The 17,106-nt window shown below is 28.8% G+C and carries 19 protein-coding genes; 11 read left to right on the top strand and 8 right to left on the bottom strand.

Going from position 1 to position 17,106, the window contains the following annotated elements; genetic code table 11:
* Positions 1-14 precede the first annotated feature (14 nt).
* Genes ACTTAS_RS05945 through ACTTAS_RS05920 form a run of 6 tightly spaced genes read left to right on the top strand, consistent with a single transcriptional unit; the run spans position 15 to position 5,675 of the window.
* Positions 15-722: a response regulator transcription factor gene (locus ACTTAS_RS05945; RefSeq protein ID WP_262589856.1), complete on the top strand. Its 708-nt coding sequence runs from the start codon at positions 15-17 to the stop codon at positions 720-722.
* Positions 722-2,263 carry a sensor histidine kinase gene (locus ACTTAS_RS05940; protein WP_440678694.1) on the top strand — a complete coding sequence of 514 codons (1,542 nt, stop codon included), beginning with the start codon at positions 722-724 and terminating at the stop codon, positions 2,261-2,263. Before ACTTAS_RS05945 ends, ACTTAS_RS05940 begins: the two co-directional genes overlap by 1 nt.
* 42 nt (positions 2,264-2,305) lie before the next feature.
* Positions 2,306-3,592, top strand: coding sequence for an adenosylhomocysteinase (ahcY, locus tag ACTTAS_RS05935; RefSeq protein WP_440633057.1), 1,287 nt, complete (start codon positions 2,306-2,308; stop codon positions 3,590-3,592).
* Entirely contained in the window at positions 3,576-4,028 is a 453-nt protein-coding gene (gene tsaE, locus ACTTAS_RS05930) for a tRNA (adenosine(37)-N6)-threonylcarbamoyltransferase complex ATPase subunit type 1 TsaE (RefSeq protein WP_440678693.1), read from the top strand. Before ahcY ends, tsaE begins: the two co-directional genes overlap by 17 nt.
* Before the next feature lie 12 nt (positions 4,029-4,040).
* Positions 4,041-4,982, top strand: a complete 942-nt coding sequence (locus ACTTAS_RS05925; RefSeq protein ID WP_440678692.1) for a phosphotransferase — start codon at positions 4,041-4,043, stop codon at positions 4,980-4,982.
* 3 nt (positions 4,983-4,985) lie between these two features.
* Positions 4,986-5,675 (top strand): sugar phosphate nucleotidyltransferase, encoded by a 690-nt coding sequence (locus ACTTAS_RS05920; protein ID WP_440650899.1) that lies wholly within the window; start codon positions 4,986-4,988, stop codon positions 5,673-5,675.
* Here the strand turns inward: ACTTAS_RS05920 and ACTTAS_RS05915 are convergent.
* Positions 5,653-6,363, bottom strand: coding sequence for a 2,3-bisphosphoglycerate-dependent phosphoglycerate mutase (locus ACTTAS_RS05915; RefSeq protein ID WP_440678691.1), 711 nt, complete (start codon positions 6,361-6,363; stop codon positions 5,653-5,655). The genes ACTTAS_RS05920 and ACTTAS_RS05915 overlap by 23 nt on opposite strands.
* Before the next feature lie 44 nt (positions 6,364-6,407).
* Between ACTTAS_RS05915 and ACTTAS_RS05910 the strand changes: the two genes are divergently transcribed.
* A complete protein-coding gene (locus ACTTAS_RS05910) occupies positions 6,408-7,019 on the top strand; it encodes a transglycosylase SLT domain-containing protein (protein WP_440678690.1) in 612 nt (203 codons plus the stop codon).
* Here ACTTAS_RS05910 and ACTTAS_RS05905 read toward each other — a convergent pair.
* From ACTTAS_RS05905 to msrA, 4 genes are read right to left on the bottom strand one after another with little or no spacing between them, the layout of a single operon-like run.
* Positions 7,016-10,138, bottom strand: coding sequence for an efflux RND transporter permease subunit (locus ACTTAS_RS05905; protein WP_440678689.1), 3,123 nt, complete (start codon positions 10,136-10,138; stop codon positions 7,016-7,018). The two genes, ACTTAS_RS05910 and ACTTAS_RS05905, sit on opposite strands and share 4 nt — an antisense overlap.
* 4 nt (positions 10,139-10,142) lie before the next feature.
* A complete protein-coding gene (locus ACTTAS_RS05900) occupies positions 10,143-11,138 on the bottom strand; it encodes an efflux RND transporter periplasmic adaptor subunit (RefSeq protein WP_440678688.1) in 996 nt (331 codons plus the stop codon).
* Positions 11,139-11,141: 3 nt separating this feature from the next.
* Positions 11,142-11,954, bottom strand: a complete 813-nt coding sequence (locus ACTTAS_RS05895) for a rhodanese-like domain-containing protein (protein WP_440678687.1) — start codon at positions 11,952-11,954, stop codon at positions 11,142-11,144.
* A gap of 1 nt (position 11,955) precedes the next feature.
* Positions 11,956-12,399, bottom strand: coding sequence for a peptide-methionine (S)-S-oxide reductase MsrA (gene msrA / locus ACTTAS_RS05890; protein WP_440678686.1), 444 nt, complete (start codon positions 12,397-12,399; stop codon positions 11,956-11,958).
* 33 nt (positions 12,400-12,432) lie between these two features.
* On the opposite strand from msrA, the gene ACTTAS_RS05885 reads away from it, so the two are divergent.
* Complete coding sequence (locus ACTTAS_RS05885) at positions 12,433-13,314, top strand: DMT family transporter (protein ID WP_440678685.1); 882 nt, start codon at positions 12,433-12,435, stop codon at positions 13,312-13,314.
* Positions 13,307-13,942: a DNA-3-methyladenine glycosylase family protein gene (locus ACTTAS_RS05880; RefSeq protein WP_440678684.1), complete on the top strand. Its 636-nt coding sequence runs from the start codon at positions 13,307-13,309 to the stop codon at positions 13,940-13,942. The genes ACTTAS_RS05885 and ACTTAS_RS05880 overlap by 8 nt, the downstream gene beginning before the upstream one ends.
* On the opposite strand, the gene ACTTAS_RS05875 is transcribed toward ACTTAS_RS05880, so the two are convergent.
* The gene (locus ACTTAS_RS05875) at positions 13,929-14,225 is read right to left on the bottom strand and encodes a DUF1330 domain-containing protein (RefSeq protein WP_440678991.1); all 297 of its coding nucleotides are present in this window, start codon (positions 14,223-14,225) and stop codon (positions 13,929-13,931) included. The two genes, ACTTAS_RS05880 and ACTTAS_RS05875, sit on opposite strands and share 14 nt — an antisense overlap.
* A gap of 28 nt (positions 14,226-14,253) precedes the next feature.
* Between ACTTAS_RS05875 and ACTTAS_RS05870 the strand changes: the two genes are divergently transcribed.
* Positions 14,254-14,787, top strand: coding sequence for a phosphoribosyltransferase (locus ACTTAS_RS05870; RefSeq protein ID WP_440634774.1), 534 nt, complete (start codon positions 14,254-14,256; stop codon positions 14,785-14,787).
* Between the two features lie 38 nt (positions 14,788-14,825).
* Here the strand turns inward: ACTTAS_RS05870 and ACTTAS_RS05865 are convergent, their stop codons facing one another.
* A complete protein-coding gene (locus ACTTAS_RS05865; RefSeq protein ID WP_440678683.1) occupies positions 14,826-16,136 on the bottom strand; it encodes an NCS2 family permease in 1,311 nt (436 codons plus the stop codon).
* 126 nt (positions 16,137-16,262) lie between these two features.
* On the opposite strand from ACTTAS_RS05865, the gene ACTTAS_RS05860 reads away from it, so the two are divergent.
* Positions 16,263-16,568, top strand: a complete 306-nt coding sequence (locus ACTTAS_RS05860; RefSeq protein ID WP_440678682.1) for a hypothetical protein — start codon at positions 16,263-16,265, stop codon at positions 16,566-16,568.
* A gap of 41 nt (positions 16,569-16,609) precedes the next feature.
* Here ACTTAS_RS05860 and ACTTAS_RS05855 read toward each other — a convergent pair whose 3' ends face one another.
* On the bottom strand, positions 16,610-17,056 hold the full coding sequence (locus ACTTAS_RS05855) for an Hsp20 family protein (protein WP_440678681.1): 447 nt from the start codon (positions 17,054-17,056) through the stop codon (positions 16,610-16,612).
* Positions 17,057-17,106 lie beyond the last annotated feature (50 nt).

Below are 17,106 nucleotides of genomic sequence, written 5' to 3'. Positions count from 1 at the left end.
TATAAAACATAAAAATGCAAACACAAACTATAGCTTTAATTGATGATGACAGAAACATACTAACTAGTCTTAGTATTGCCTTAGAAAAAGAGGGTTTCAAAGTCCAAACATATATTGATGGAGAGAGTGCATTAATCGGTCTTACTAGAATGCCACCTGACTTAGCAGTCATTGATATTAAAATGCCAAAAATGGATGGAGAAGAATTATTAAAAAAATTACGAAAAAAAACTTCTCTTCCGGTAATATTTTTAACATCTAAGGATGATGAAATTGATGAGTTACTTGGATTAAAATTAGGTGCAGATGATTTTGTAAAAAAATCTGGAGGATTTTCAATTAAAGTTTTGATTGAAAGAATAAGAGTTCAATTAAGAAAAAAAGATTCAAATAATTCATTAGAAGAAAATAAAAGCTTAATCTCACATGGTAGATTAAAACTTGACCCATCTCAGCTTGAATGTGAGTGGAATGGCAAACAGTTACCAGATAAATTAACAACTACTGAGTTTTTGATTGTTAAAGAATTGGCAAAAAGACCTGGGATTATTAAAGAAAGAGCTCAACTAATGGATATTGCTTACAGAGAAGATACGGATATTGAAGATAGAACTATTGATAGTCACGTGAAAAGAATAAGAAAAAAATTCAAAAAAGTAGATCCTGATTTTTCAGCTATTGAAACTAGATATGGTAGTGGATATAGATGGAATGTTAGCTGATGTTTAGTAAATACTTAAAGACTCTTTCTATTCTTAAAAAATTTCTATTTATAAACTTTGTAATATTTACAATTATTGGTTTATTTACACTTATTTATCTTACTAATATTGAACCAAGTTTATTAAAAAAAAAATCTGAAGATCATATTAATATTATTAATAATACGACTGATAATATTAAAAGATTGAATATAAAATTTCAGGAAAATGACATTAGAAAATTTTTATTTTCTACAAGATTTATTTTTCAAAATTTAGACAGAGTCATTTTCTTTGATAATAAATTAGAATTAATTGGTGATACTGATACTTTAGATCTTGATCCACGATCTTTTTCAACACGATTAGATAAAATTGAATTTGAAAGTTTGAGTGAAGAAGTCAATGAAGATGAAAACAAAGAAAATAATTCTTCTCAAAATAATGAAACAAAGGCTTCATTTAAAAATTTATTAGAAAGGTATAATAATTCAGATAACTATGGAAATTATTATACTTTTACAGAAGATAATTTAAATCAATTTAAAGTTACAACAGTTAAAAATGTAAAAAGTGATGAAAATAATTTAGGTTTTATAGTTATCTCAGAGAACGCCAATGAGATTAAGACAGCTATAGACGAGAGAAGAGCATTTGTAATTAGAACAGCTATATCAGTTGGTTTTGTAATTTTAATTTTTTCTTTTGTACTTAGCAGATATTTTATTAAACCAATTCAAAACCTAGTTGGATATACAATCAAAGTAAAAGAAAAAAACCCTGGCAAAACAGGAATTGAAAATTTGAAGAATAGAAATGACGAATTGGGATTATTATCTAATTCAATGGAGGATATGACTAATGAATTGCAAAAACGAATTTCTCATGCAGAAAATTTCTCAACAGATTTAGTTCATGAAATAAGAAATCCACTAGCATCTTTAAAAAGTGCATCGGAAATTTTAAAAGATACAAAAGATATAAATCAAAGAACTAAGCTTTTAGATATTCTTACTCATGACGTACAAAGAATTGAAAGATTAATTACAGATTATTCACAAATGTTGAAAGATGAAGTTGCACTTAGTAAAGAGCAAATGAAAAAACTAGATATACAACCAATTATCCAATCTGTTGTTGATGATTATAACAACATTTATAAATTCAAGAAAAATATAAGTATAAACTATCAAAATGATGGAAAGTCAGAGTATCTAATTAATGGAATAGAAAATAGGATTGAACAAATCGTTGCTAATTTATTGGATAATTCTATTTCATTTAGTGAAGATGGTAGTGAGGTAATCGTGAATGTTTCAAATGGATTAGAAAAAAAAGTTATTGTTAAAATTTTAGATGAAGGACAAGGATTTAAAGAGAAAGATACTTCAAAAATTTTTAATCGTTTTTACAGTAATAGACCAGAAAATTTTGGTGAGCATTCAGGATTAGGTTTAAATATTGTAAAAAATTTAGTTGATCTTCATGATGGAAAAATTGAAGCATCTAATAGGCTCGATAAGCAAGGAGCATCGATAGAAATACAATTTCCTGGTTTATAATCTTTAGTTGATAAAATAGAACTTAACTGTATAAAGCTCGCTATGGATGATTTTAAAGTAAAAGATATTTCCCAAGCTGAATTTGGAAGAAAAGAAATTTCTATCGCAGAAAGTGAAATGCCTGGTTTAATGGCATTAAGAGAAGAGTATTCAAAAGAAAAACCATTAAAAGGTGCTAGAATTATTGGATGTCTCCATATGACTATCCAAACAGCAGTACTAATTGAGACATTAGTAGATCTTGGAGCAGAAGTAAGATGGTCATCTTGCAATATATTTTCTACACAAGACCATGCTGCAGCAGCAATAGCGAAAGCTGGAATTCCTGTTTATGCATGGAAAGGTGAAACAGAAGAAGAGTACTTGTGGTGTATTAAACAAACAATAGTTGGAAAACCTGATTGGAAACCCAACATGTTATTAGATGATGGGGGAGATTTAACTGCCATCATGCACAATGAATATAAAGATTTAATGAAAGATATAAAAGGTGTTTCAGAGGAGACTACAACTGGAATTAAAGCATTAAATAAAATGGAGAAAGATAATTCTCTGTTAGTTCCTGCAATAAACGTTAATGACTCTGTAACGAAATCTAAATTTGATAACTTATATGGATGTAGAGAAAGTTTAGTTGACGGCATCAGAAGAGCTACTGATGTTATGATGTCGGGTAAAATTGCAATAGTTGCTGGTTTTGGTGACGTTGGAAAAGGAAGTGCCGCATCTTTAAGACAAAGTGGTGCTAGAGTTCTTGTTACTGAAGCAGATCCTATTTGTGCACTTCAGGCAGCAATGGAAGGTTATGAAGTAGTTTTAATGGAAGAAGCTATTAGTAGAGCAGACATAGTTGTTACAGCAACTGGAAATAAAGATATAGTTACAGCTGATCATATGAGAGATATGAAAGATAGAGCAATCTTATGTAATATTGGACACTTTGATAATGAAATACAAGTTGAGGCATTGAAAAATTACAAATGGACAGAAGTTAAGCCTCAAGTACATGAAATCGAATTACCAAGTGGAAAAAGAATTATCCTTTTAGCCGAGGGAAGATTAGTTAATTTAGGTTGTGCAACTGGACATCCAAGTTTCGTAATGAGCGCATCTTTTACCAATCAAGTAATTGCTCAAATAGAACTTTGGCATAACCATAAAAATTATGAAAATAAAGTTTATGTTTTACCCAAGCACTTAGATGAAAAAGTAGCAACATTACATTTGAAAAAAGTTGGGGCTAAATTAACAAAATTATCAAAAGAACAAGCAGATTACATAAGTGTTGGAACAGAAGGCCCATTCAAACCAGATGCCTATCGCTATTAAAAATAGCAAGATCGATATAAGTTCAGAAGAAACAACAAAAGTTTTAGCAGAAAGTTTTAAAAATTTTTTGCAAGGTGGAGAAATTATATTTTTGTATGGTGAAATGGGTGTAGGCAAAACTACATTTATAAAATATTTGATTAATGAATTTCAAAAAAGTTCAGATTTTCCAATTACGGAAGTTTCAAGTCCAACATTTAATTTATTAAATGAATATGATGTAGGTTCTAAGAAGATAAAACATTACGATTTATTTAGGATTAAAAATAAAAGAGATACTAATGATCTAAACATATTTGAAAAAGATAATAATTTAATTACTTTTGTTGAGTGGCCAGAGTTAGTTAAAGATATTCAGGAAAAAATTATTGTATTAAGATTTAAATATGAAAATGAGCTAAATAATAGAAGTGTTGAAATCACAGGCATTGATTAAGAATAGACTAGAATGAAAATTTCAAAAGATTTGCAAAAAATTAAAGGAGATGCATCATTTAGAACTTTTTATAGAAGTAAAAAAAATAACTCTATAGTTGTTTATGCAAAAAAAGAAAAAAAGAAAAATTTATTAATTTATGATGCGGTCAACAAAATTTTAATAAAAAATAAAATTTCTGCACCAAATCTGATTAGCCATAATTATAAAAATAACTTCATTGAAATTCAGGATTTCGGAAATGTCTCATTATTTAAAATTTTAAAAAATAAAAAGAAAAATAAGTATTCATTTTTTAAAAATATTATTCATATATTGAATAAACTACAAAGTATAAAAACTAAAAGGATAAAAAATTTCTTAAATCAAAATTATAAACTTCAATTATATAAAAATAAAATTTTATATAATGAAGCAAAACTTTTTAGCGACTGGTATGTCGAAAAAAAATTAAATAAAAATAAATCTTTATTCAAAAAAAAATTTAAAAACGAGATAAATAAATTATTATCTAAACTTAATAATAAAAACGTTACTTTTGTACATAGGGATTTTCATGTTTCAAATTTAATGTATTTTAAAAATCAAATTAGTTTAATTGACAATCAAGACGCTCTTATTGGAAATAAAGCTTATGATTTAGCATCATTGATAGATGATGTTAGATTTAAAACTAATAACAGATTAAAAAAAAAGATTTTTGATTATTATATAAAAACCAATAAAAAAATTAACTTGATTAAATTTAAACAAGACTTTGAAATACTGTCAGTTCTAAGAAATTTAAAAATCATTGGAATTTTTACAAGGCTCGCTTATAGAGATAATAAAAAAAAATATATTCAATTGATCCCCTATACATGGGAAATGATAGATTACAGATTGAAACAGAATAAGATTTTTGAGGATTTAAAATTATTATTAAAAAATAATTTTTCAGAATTTATCAATTAAATTATGAAAATAAATACAGCGTTAATATTATGTGCGGGATATGGAAAAAGATTAAACCCAATAACATTAGATACACCCAAACCATTGTTAGAGTTACATAATGAAACAATGTTAGAAAAATGCATCCAATTGATTAAAAGTTTGGGAATCAAGAAAATTTTAATAAATTCATTTTATTTAAAAGATCATTTTCTAAAATTTTTTAAAGATAAAAATTTTGATATTGATATTGAAATTATAGAAGATGGAAAAGAAATTCTAGATACCGGGGGCGGTATTTTAAATTTAATTAAGCATTCTAATGAAGATGATTTTATAGTTTTTAATCCTGATACTGTTTGGACAAAAGAGTATTTTGATGAAATTAATAAAATGGAAGAGTTCTATTTTAGTGAAAAATTAAAAAATATTCTTTTATTAGTAAACAAAAATTTAAGTTTTGATAAAAATTTAAAGGGTGATTTCAATTTAGAAAATAATCTTATTACTAAGGAATTAAATAAAAATTATATCTACATCGGCTGTCAGATATTAAGTAAAGAATTGTTTATAAATGAAACTAATGAAAAGTTTTCAATTTCTAAAATTTGGAACAAATTGATTGATACCAAAGATTTACATGGATATGAAAGCAAACAAAATTTTTATCATTTAACTAATTTGGAAATCTTCAAAAAACTAAAAGATCTTTAGCTCTGTCAGAGTCTAAATATTTAGCACTTAAAACTTTTTTATCTCCATTTACTTCAATAAGCAAAGGATTACCTGTCGGTATTTCTAATTTTGAAATTTCATCATTATCCAAATTAAACAGGTACTTACAAAGAGCTCTAATTGAATTTCCATGTGCAGACATTAAAATATTTTTATCATTTATGATTTCAATTTTTTTTTTGTAAAAATCTATTACTCTCTCATAAGTGTCTTTTAGAGACTCTGTGCTAGGTATTTTATCTTCAGGAATATTTTTATAAATTTCTATATTAGATGGATGATATGGATTTTGTTTGTCTAGAGGATCAGGTCTTAAATCCCAAGACCTTCTAAACTGATGTACCTTATCTTCCCCTAATTTTACCTTCATTTCGTCTTTGTTAAGACCAGTAAGTGCACCATAATGTCTTTCGTTTAATTCCCATGCCTCACTAGGAACTTTATTGTCCTTTAATTCTCCTTGAATTATTTTTAATGTATTTTTGGCTCTTAATTGAACAGATGAGAAATAAAGATCTATTGTTAGGTTGTTTTTATTAATTAATTCACCCGCTTTTTTTGCTTCAGATTTACCATTTTCTGTCAAATCAACATCTACCCATCCTGTAAATTTTTTTTCTAAATTCCAAATACTTTGACCGTGTCTAACTAAAACTAAATAACTCATCTTCCACCTTTTAAATTAATTTGATAAATAAAACTACAAGATTAATGAAATATTTTTTTCAAAAATATAAATATTTTTTTTTATTATTTAATTTTATTTTACTTTCTGCTTGCTCATCAATTCCATCTAATACTGCGGATGGTTGCTCAATATTTAATGAAAGATATCTGTGGTATAAGCATGCCAAAAAAGCAGAAGCAAAGTGGGGTACACCTGTGTATTTACAATTAGCTATTATAAAGATGGAATCTAGTTTTGATAGGTTAGCAAAACCTCCAAGACAAAAAATATTTAAAGTTATCCCTTACAAAAGACCTTCTAGTTCTTTTGGATATTCTCAAGCGGTGAAAGGTACTTGGAAACAATACAAAGAAGAAACAGGTAATAAATTTGCAACAAGAACAAGATTTAAAGATAGTGTAGATTTTATTGGTTGGTATACAAACAAAACTGAGAAAATTTTAAAAGTTTCAAAGAAAGATGCTTTTAGACAATATGTTGCATACCACGAGGGGTGGGGGAATTATAAAAATTATAAAAAAAATAATAAGGTTATTAACTTAGCTAAAAGGGTTGAGAAACAGTCAAATATTTATAAAAAACAATTATCAGATTGTAAAAATAAATTAACTACAAGTAAGTATATTATTTTTTAATTTAATTGTTTTTTCAGCTCTATATCTACGGCATCAATCCGCTTAGTATTTTTTGCTAATGCTAAATACATTGTAGGGGTTACATATAGAGTAAAGAATGTTGATATAATCATTCCACCTAAAATAGTTGCACCAACTGCTAATCTTGAACCTTCTCCAGCACCAGGACCTATATTTCCGATAACCAAAGGTATCATAGCAATCATAGTACTTAGTGATGTCATTATAATAGGTCTAATTCTTAGCTTACAGGCTTTCAATACTGCCTCTTGAATTTTCACACCTGTCGTTCTTATTTGATTGGCATAATCGACTATTAAAATACTATTCTTCGTAGAAATACCAATAAGAATGATTAAGGCAATTTGTGAGAATATATTTACTGAACTATTTAAAAATAAAATAAATACTAAACCACCAAATACAGCTAAAGGAACTGTCAAAATAATTATGAAAGGGTGCACAAAAGAGTTAAATGTTGCTGCCATTACCAAATAGGCAGTCAACAAAGCTAAAGCAAAAATTAAATAAATTTCGTTTGTAGTTTCTTTCAATTCTTCTGATTTTCCTTTCCAAGTAATTTGGTTTTGAGGCGCAACTTTTATCATTACATCTTCTAAATATTTAACAGCTTCAGTTAGTGTGTAATTTTCTGATAGTGCAGCTGAAATTGTAACAGCTCTTTGTCGATTATATCTTGGTAGTGCCTCTGCAGTTCCTTTTTCCTCAAATTCAACAAGACTAGCTATTGAAACTAATTTTCCAGTTGTTTCAGATCTTACAAATATTTTTGATAATCCGTCTTGATCACGTCTATCAGCTAAATATTGTTGTAAGATTATTGGGTATTCTCTTCCTTCTTTACTAAATGAAGTAACTCTTTTTCCTCCATAAAGTGTTTCAAGAGTTCTACCTATATTTTCTGTAGATACACCTAGGTCATTAGCTCTATTTTTGTTTGTGATTAATTTAACTTCAGGTTTGTTTTTTGTGTAATCACTTTCAATTCTGAACATATTTCTATTTTTTCTTAATTCTCTCAGAACACTATTTTGAATATCTTCTAATTCTTCATAGCTTGTCCCATAAATAACCATCTGTACTGGTTTGTTGTAGTTTGAAACTCTTATTCCTTGCGGAGATATTGGAAATGCAAAAGTTTCTGGAACCGAAACCACTTGTCCAATAGCTTCTCTTAATACAGTTTGACTATTTTTTTCTCTATTTTTCCATTCATCAAGTAAAGCAATTATTATAAAAGTGTTATAAGATGTTGCGGATCTTCCAAATCCAGGAACTCTCATGATTAGTCTTTCATATGGGCTATCTTCTGCTTGCAATAATCTTAATATTCTTCCTTCAATTATCTGAGCTTTTTCTTGAGTATATTCAAATGAACTACCTTCATCTGTCGAACCTATTATTAAATAAGAACCTCTATCCTCCATAGGCAGTAATTCTTTTTTTGAAAAATTAAAAAGATAAGCAGATGCTGCAACGATAAAAATTATAAATATCGAAATAGTTTTTTGTCTATTTATCCAGTACTTGAGTGAATCAATATAAAATCCAGTAAAAGATTTAAATTTATTATTAAATTTTTTAACTAAGAAATTAACTTTTTCTTTTTTATTTAAAAACTTACTTCCAAGCATTGGAGATAGAGTTAATGCAACAAAGGATGATACTACAATTGAAAATGATAGCGCTATGGCTGTCTCTTTAAATAAAGTTCCAGATATTCCTTTAATAAATATAAGGGGCAAGAACACTGCAATTAAAATTAAAGTAGTTGCAATAATAGCAAAAGTAATTTGCTTAGAACCTTTATAAGCAGCAACTAGTGGTGTTTCACCATTTTCTATTCTAGTATAAATAGCATCTGTCATAATTACAGAGTCATCAGTAATTATTCCTATTGCTAAAATAAAACTTAATAATACAAAAATATTTATTGAGAGATCAAAAATGTATAATCCAAGAAATGAACCAATTAAACTAACAGGAAGAGCTACAGCTGGTACAATTACCGCTTTAAGATTTCCAAGAAAAAGATAAATAATTAAAACTACTAAAACAAAAGCAATAATTAAACTTTTATAAACTTCTTCGATTGCAGCACCAATATATGTTGCTCTGTTAAATGCTATCTCCAAACTTAGTCCATCTGGAAGTGACTTATTCAGTTCTTTTATTTTGGCTTTAATTTGGTTTGATAACTCTACTGTTGAAGCACCACTTTTAGCGTATATGCCAATTCCTACAGTTTTTAGGTTGAGTGCATTTTTACTTTGTGCTTTGAATAAAGTTTTCTCTGAAACAGGTCCAAATTCTATATTTGCAACATCAGAAAGTATTACTACTTTGTCTTTATTTTTTCTTAGAGGAAGTTGCTTTATAGTATCTATGTTTGAATAAGACTTATCTATATTTAAAGTTAAATCTTTATTATTTGCCTCTAATGTACCAGCAGGAATATTAAGATTTTCATTTCTTAATGCTCTTTCAACCTCTTGAATTGTAAGGTTATTGGCTGCTAATTTGATAGGATCTATCCAAACTCTTACACTAAGTTCTCTTAGTCCACCAACTAAGATCCTTCCAACGTTTGGAACACTTGAAAAAGCATCTATCAGATATCTTTCGGCATAATCTCCAAGATCAAGATCGTCCCATGTAGAAGATGTCAGTGCTACCCACATTGTAGTTGTGAAACCTGCTGCTTGTTTTAGAATTTGGGGTGGATTAGACTCGCTAGGTAAATTGTCAACAACACGAGCAACTCTTTCTCTAATATCATTCGCTGCATCGTCTAAATCAATATCTGTATTAAATTGTATATTAATTCTGCTTCGTCCATTCAAAGAACTAGAGTCGATGTTTTTAATACCTTCTGCACCACCTATTACGTCTTCAAGTTTTTGAGTTATTTCTTCATCAACAATTTCTGCTGACGCTGATTTATAATCAGTTTGAACTTGAACTACTGGAGGCTGTATTCCATCTGGAAGTTCTCGAACTGGTAGCTCCGCAAAAACAAATATTCCAAAAATAATTAGAATTAAAGACATTACCCAAGCAACAACAGGTCGTTTAATACTAACTTCGGTTATATACATTTAATTATTTTTTTTCTTTTTCAGATTTTTTAAAAATATTTTTTAACCAATCAAATTTACTTTTTTTTTCTTCAGCTTTTTTGGATCCCTTTTTTTTACCCCAACCAGAATTTCCTTGTTTTTTCTTTGCACCTTTTTCTATAGGTCTAATCGTTAAATTTGGTCTAACTTTTTTTGTACCCTCAGCAACAATTTTATCTCCTTTATTTAATCCATCTAAAATCTCTACAAATCCTAAATATCTATCACCTACAGTAACATTTGTTTTCATTACTTTATTTTTCTCATCCACTTTATAAATAAATATATTTTCACCTTCGACTATTGTGCTTGTGTCAGGTGCACTTAAACCATCTCTAACATTGTATTTAATTGAAATTTCTAAAAATGAACCTGGTAAAATTTCTCCAGATTTATTATCCATTTTTATTCTTGTAGCTAATGATCTGGTGTCTTGACTTATTCTGCTTGCGAAGGAGTCAACTTCACCTTTATAAATTTTATTTTTATATCCAGAAAACTTTATATCAACAGGTAAACCAACTTTTATAAATGGAACAAAAATTTCTGGTATATCAACATCGCAATACAGTGAGCTAGTATCTTCTAAATTAATTAATAAAGAAGATTTTGATACTTCTAAATCTTCAGAAAATTCTCTTTTTCCAATAACCCCATTAAATTGAGCAATAATTTTCCTATTCTTAAGATTAGCAACAACATCGCCTTTTTTAACTTTTTTGTTAAAATCTATCGGCTTTAATATCTCATACTTTTCTACCTTAAATGACTGAGTTTTAATTGGTGCTGCTGTTCCGTATGTACTTATAACATTTTCAAAAGTTCTCTCTTGTGTTGTGGTCACTATTATTCCAGGAGGAGGTCTTTTACTAAATTTTTTCTTAAAATGATTTCCAATCATTGTTCTGCCAATAATCACTATGGCAATAATTAAAAAGAAGATAACGATTATACTCGTGATTTTAGTTGATGTTTTCATAGTTTAAATTTTTCCATATTCTGACCAAGATCCGTCATAAATGGTTGGATGATATTTAGTATTAACCAAAGAATATGCAAGCGCTAAAACACAAGCAGTAACACCAGATCCACAAGAAAAAACTAAATTTTCCTCAAAATTTTTTGATATTTCTTGAAATAATTTATTTAAATCCTCTTTATTTTTAAAAGTCTTATTTTCATTTATTACCTCTACAAAAGGTAAACATACCGAATTTGGAATAGAACCACTTCTTACATTTTTTCTTGGATCTGGAGCCTTACCTTCAAATCTTTCTCTACTTCGTGCATCTACTACTTTGAATTCTTTTCTAGAAATATTTTTATCAATTAAGACTTTATTTTTTACAAGTTTAGTTAATTCATTACCCTCATAATTAGATTTATTTAAATTTGCTGAAATATTTGAGGTCTTTTTATTTTCACTTTTCCATTTTTTAAAACCACCATCAAGAACATTAACCAATTTTGGATCATGACCAAAATAAATGAAATTATACCAACCTCTGCATGAACTTATGACATTTGAATTATCATAAATTACAATTTGATCATCATTTGAAATTCCTAAGTCTGAAATTATTTCATTCCAAACCTCTAAGCTTGGAAGCATATGAGGAAGGTCTGTGTCTTGTTTTGAATTTTTATCTAAATCAAAAAAAATAGCATTTGGGATATGCTCTTTATCAAACTCATCTTGAGCATTTCTATTTTCAGCAGGCATATGCCAAGAACAATCAATTATCTTCACTTTGTCGAGATTTTTCTCTAGCCAATCTGTATCAACCAATGACATGCTATCTTTTTTCTAGATACTTTTGGTGATACTCTTCTGCTGTACAATAGTTTTTATTTAATGAAATTTTTGTGACTACTTTGCCAGATAGTTTAATATTTTCTTTTTCTACCATCTTTTTCGCAATAGTTTTTTGATCATCGTTTGTATAAAAAATTTCACTTCTATACTGAGTACCAAAGTCAGGGCCTTGAGAATTTAATGTAGTGGGGTCATGAAATTTAAAAAAATGTTCAAGAATATTTTCGTAAGAAATTTTATTTGGATCAAATTCTAACTTAACTACTTCAGCATGATTGGTTGTACCAGAACAAACTTCTTTATAATTTGTTTTGTCAGAGTTACCTCCACAATATCCCACTTCTGTTTTTGCGATACCATCAAGTTTGCTGAACTTTATTTCTGGTCCCCAAAAACATCCTAAACCTAAAATTGCTATTTCCATTGATAAATACCTTAATTAATCTAAGTTAATCATATGTTGTCAAAAAATCAATTGGGCTTTTTTTATATGTTTATATCTGTATGCGCTTTCTCGCTAATGGATTTAATTGTTAAATGGTCTGAAGATTATCCAGTTGGGCAAGTTTTGTTTTTTAGAGGCTTTTGTGGAATAATCCCAATTTTATTCCTCATTCCTAAAGATCGGTATCTTGATTTCTATAAAACAACGCGACCTGTACTTCATTTTAAAAGATGCTTAGCAGGACTTATAGCTTTAGTTTCTATATTTGTTGCACTTAGAAATTTACCTTTGGCAACCGTTGTAAGTATTTCCTTTGCAGCACCAATTTTTATTACAATTTTTTCAATTTTTTTATTAGATGAAAAAGTTGGTTTATATCGATGGATGGCAGTGCTAGTTGGATTTTTAGGAATAATATTTATTACCGAGCCAGGATTTAGTGCTTTAAATGTGTATTATATTTACCCAATTATTTTTTGTTTAGGTCTTTCCTATGTAGCAATTGCTATAAGAAAATTATCATCAACCGAACCTGCCTGGTTGATTAGTTTTTTCTTTTCATTCTCGATAATGCTTCTAAGTTTTTTATCGTTTTATCAGGGATGGATTTTGCCAAGTTTACTTGATTTATTTTTGTTATCAATGGTTGGTATATTAGGTGGTCTTGCAAATTTATGGCTATCACAATCTTATAAATATTCAGAAGTTAGTTTGGTTTCTCCCTTAAAATATCTTGGATTAGTTTTTGCAATAATATTTGGATATTTTATTTGGAATGAAATACCAACTTCTAAAACTTTATTAGGTGCTTTATTAGTTATTGTTTCATCTATAATTATATTTAGAAGAGAAATGTATTTGAAAAAAAAACTATCTGTTTCACGTCATGAGTAAAACCCCATCATATTGGAATAAAGCAAAAAAGTACTTATCAAAAAAAGATAAAACTATGTCTTCTTTGATTAAAAAATATAAGTCACCATCAGAAACTGTTCTTACATCAAGGCGAGATGTTTTCTTTTCTCTTTGTAAAAGTATAATTGGTCAACAAATCAGCGTAGCTGCTGCTAACTCAGTTTTTTTAAAGTTTAAAAAAAAGTGTAATAACAAAATTAATGCAAAAACAATAAATAAATTATCAAGCTCTCAATTAAAGAGCTGTGGATTAAGTAGACAAAAAGTTAAGGGTATAAAAAGTTTAGCAGAACAAGTATTAAATAAAACATTTAATCCTAAAGTTATTCCAGGCATGTCTGATGAAGAAGCAATTATATACTTATCTAAACTTAGACAAATAGGAAGATGGTCTGCTGAAATGATTTTATTATTTACTTACAATCGCCCTGATATATGGCCTGTACAAGATATAGGACTTCTAAGAGCTATTTCAAAAAATTATAATAAAAAATATCTTCCACCAGAAAGCTATGTAAACTTATTGCAAAAAAGATTTTCCCCATATTGTTCTGTAGCCACTTGGTATCTTTGGAGAAGTATAGATCCTGAGCCTATTCAATATTAAAAGCCTCGACTATCTGTAAGTTTCTTTCGGTAGTATCTTTTGCGAGCGCCCAACCTTCTTGATATTCTTTAGAGTCATGACAGTCCATAGCTTTTTCATAACTAGGAAATTCCCAAATTACTGTTCTTGGGTAAGTTTCTCCCTCTAAAGTATTAAACTTTCCTCCTCTTACCAATGGCACGCCCCCATAACTTTTGATTATATCTGTAACTTTAGCTCCATATTTTTTAATATTTTCTTGGCTATCTATCTTTTTATACAAAGCAATCCAGTAAACCTTCATCATTTCTCCTTTTTAAATTTTTTTACTTATGATACTAAACTTCATGGCTGACAAACTCATAATCTCTTTTGATGAATATATAAAAATTGTTGAGAAACTAGCAATACAAATTCACAAAGAATACAAACCGACAGTTTTAATTGGTATTATGAGAGGTGCTGCACCGATCCTTGATATCTTATCGAGGATTTTAAAATTACCAATAGCCTACATTGTTATTCAAAGTTATTCAGGTGAAGGAATGGAAGATAAGCAAGGTGAACTTATGTTTGCTAGAGAAATAAGCTCATTAGCTAATAACGAGGATTTTAGTAAAGTTTTATTGATAGATGATCTTTCTGATACTGGTCTAACTTTAAATAAAAGTATTGAGTGGTTAAAAAATTATCCTCAAACAAAAGATTTTATCAAAGAAGTTAAAACTGCTTGTCTTTGGAAAAAAAAATCATCAACTTTCGAACCAGATTTCTGTCCTGTAAGACTAGATTCTGACCCTTGGATTGTTCAGCCAACTGAACATTATGAAGAATTATCTATTGAAGAATTAATTAAAAGAAATTAGTTAACAGGGCTAGTAAACTAGCCCTGTTAAAATCTTATTTAACTTACAGCAAAACTTATAACGCTAAGTATTGCAATTACCCATATCGCTGGAGAAGTGCTTGAAAACTTTCCAGTAAATATTTTAATTAATGCGTAAGAAACAAATGCTAGGGCAATTCCATTACTAATACTATATGTTAATGGCATTGCAATCATTGCAAGTATTGCAGGAGCAGACTCAGAAATATCATTCCATTCAATATCTGTAATATTTCTTACAAAAAGAACAGAAACAAATACTAAAGCCGCACCATCAATTTGTTTAGGTAAACTAGTTGCTAAAGGAGCAAAAAAGATACACGCTAAAAACAATATTCCTATTACAAGCGATGTCATTCCAGTTTTACCACCTGCTTTTACACCAGCACCAGACTCGACGTAACTTGTTACAGTAGTTGTTCCCATCATTGCACCTGCAACTGTCCCAACACTGTCAGATAACATTGCTTTATTGATATCTTTAACTTTTCCATCTTTATCAACTTTACCCGCTACGTTTGCAACAGATGTTAATGTTCCAGCTGTATCAAAAAAGTCTACAAACAATAAAGTAAAAATAACTGTAGACATTCCAGCAGTCATTGCAGCTGACAAATCAAATTCAAATAGATATGTCATTGGTGGAGGTGAACTAGCTAAACCATTAAATTTAGCAAGGCCAGCAGCCCAAGCAATAATACTAAATACCAAAATTCCTATAATGATATTTCCTTTTACATTCATTTTTTCTAAAACAATGATCGCTATAAAAGTTGCACATCCTAAAAGAACTAAAGGATCGCTAAGATTTCCAAGTTTAACTAAAGTTACAGGATCATCCACAACCACTTCCATAATTTGAAGTCCTATAATTGCTAAAAACAATCCTATACCTGCACCAATTCCTAATTTTAAACTTTTTGGAATTGAGTTAATCAGCCATGCTCTTATTGGTGTTAAAGATATTATCAAGAATAATACACCTGCCACCAATACTGCACCAAGCGCTTCTTGAGGTGTATATCCCATTCCTGCACATACACCAAATGCAACGAATGCGTTAATACCCATTCCGGGCGCAAGTCCTATTGGCCAAGTTTTTCCATAAAAAGCCATAATAAAACATGCTAAAGCTGTAGCTAAAATAGTAGCTGTATATACTGCGCCAAAATCAAAGAAACCTTTTTCGGGTCCGGCGAATTCTCCCGATAAGATAAATGGATTTAAAAACATTATATAAGCCATCGTTAAGAACGTTGTTGTTCCCGCTATGACTTCTGTTTTAAAATCTGTTTTGTGTTTTTTATAATTAAAATAATTATCAAGCATTTGTCCTCCTAATGACTGATAATTATTTGATTCTATTGAATAATACTTTGAATAAGTCCATTTTATTCACAAAATTCAACCTACAAGTTTATATTTATGCCATATTTGTAATGATAGTGTTGTTATATGAAAAATTTGCGAATTTTATTTTTTACGTTTTTTATCTTTTTATTTGTTTCAGGGTGTCAAACAGTAAAGCAAAAAACTGATGCTGCTATAGAAAAAGAAAATAAAAAGTTGAGTGAATTTATTGGTCAATCAGCAAGTAAATTACAAATGGAACTTGGAAAACCTGATGAAGATTTTGAAAATGAAAAAGGTAATTTTATTTTTATTTATAATACTAAGAAGTATGGCTTTCCATGTGAGAGAAGATTTGAGATTAATCCAGATAAGATAGTAATTGGATTTGCTTCTAATGGATGTTTTTAGGTTTTACCTGCGAGGATAAATCCTCGCAAGTAAGGGTAAACTTATTTAATTTCTATAAGTTTTTTCTTTTTGTGTTCTGGGATAATTCTTTCACAAGATATTGTTAAAAGACCATCTTTAAGTTCAGCACCATTAACTTTAACATCATCAGCAATAGTGAATGATCTTGCAAATTGTCTTTGAGAAATACCTTTATGAATTATTTCTCCATTAACTTCATTGTTTTCAGATTTATTAACTTGTTTTGTTCTTACCGTTAATAAATTATCTTCAAACTCAACCTCAACATCATTTTTATTAAAACCAGCTAATGCAACTTCAATTGCATAATTATCCTTACCAGTTTTTCTGATGTTGTATGGGGGGTAGTTTGATTGCATTGACAAACCCCCATTACCCAACATACTTTCAAATTGCTCAAACATATCGTCAAAGCCAATTGAAAAAGGTCTTAGTGAGTTAAATATAGATAGATCCTTACTTGTCATAATATCCTCCTTTTTTAAGCAAGTTTATTTTATGCAAGCCCCATAAGGCA

Origin of the sequence: Candidatus Pelagibacter sp. HIMB1611, assembly GCF_052047715.1 — a bacterium.
Taxonomy (GTDB): domain Bacteria; phylum Pseudomonadota; class Alphaproteobacteria; order Pelagibacterales; family Pelagibacteraceae; genus Pelagibacter.
This window is presented reverse-complemented; position numbering and strand designations above follow the sequence as displayed.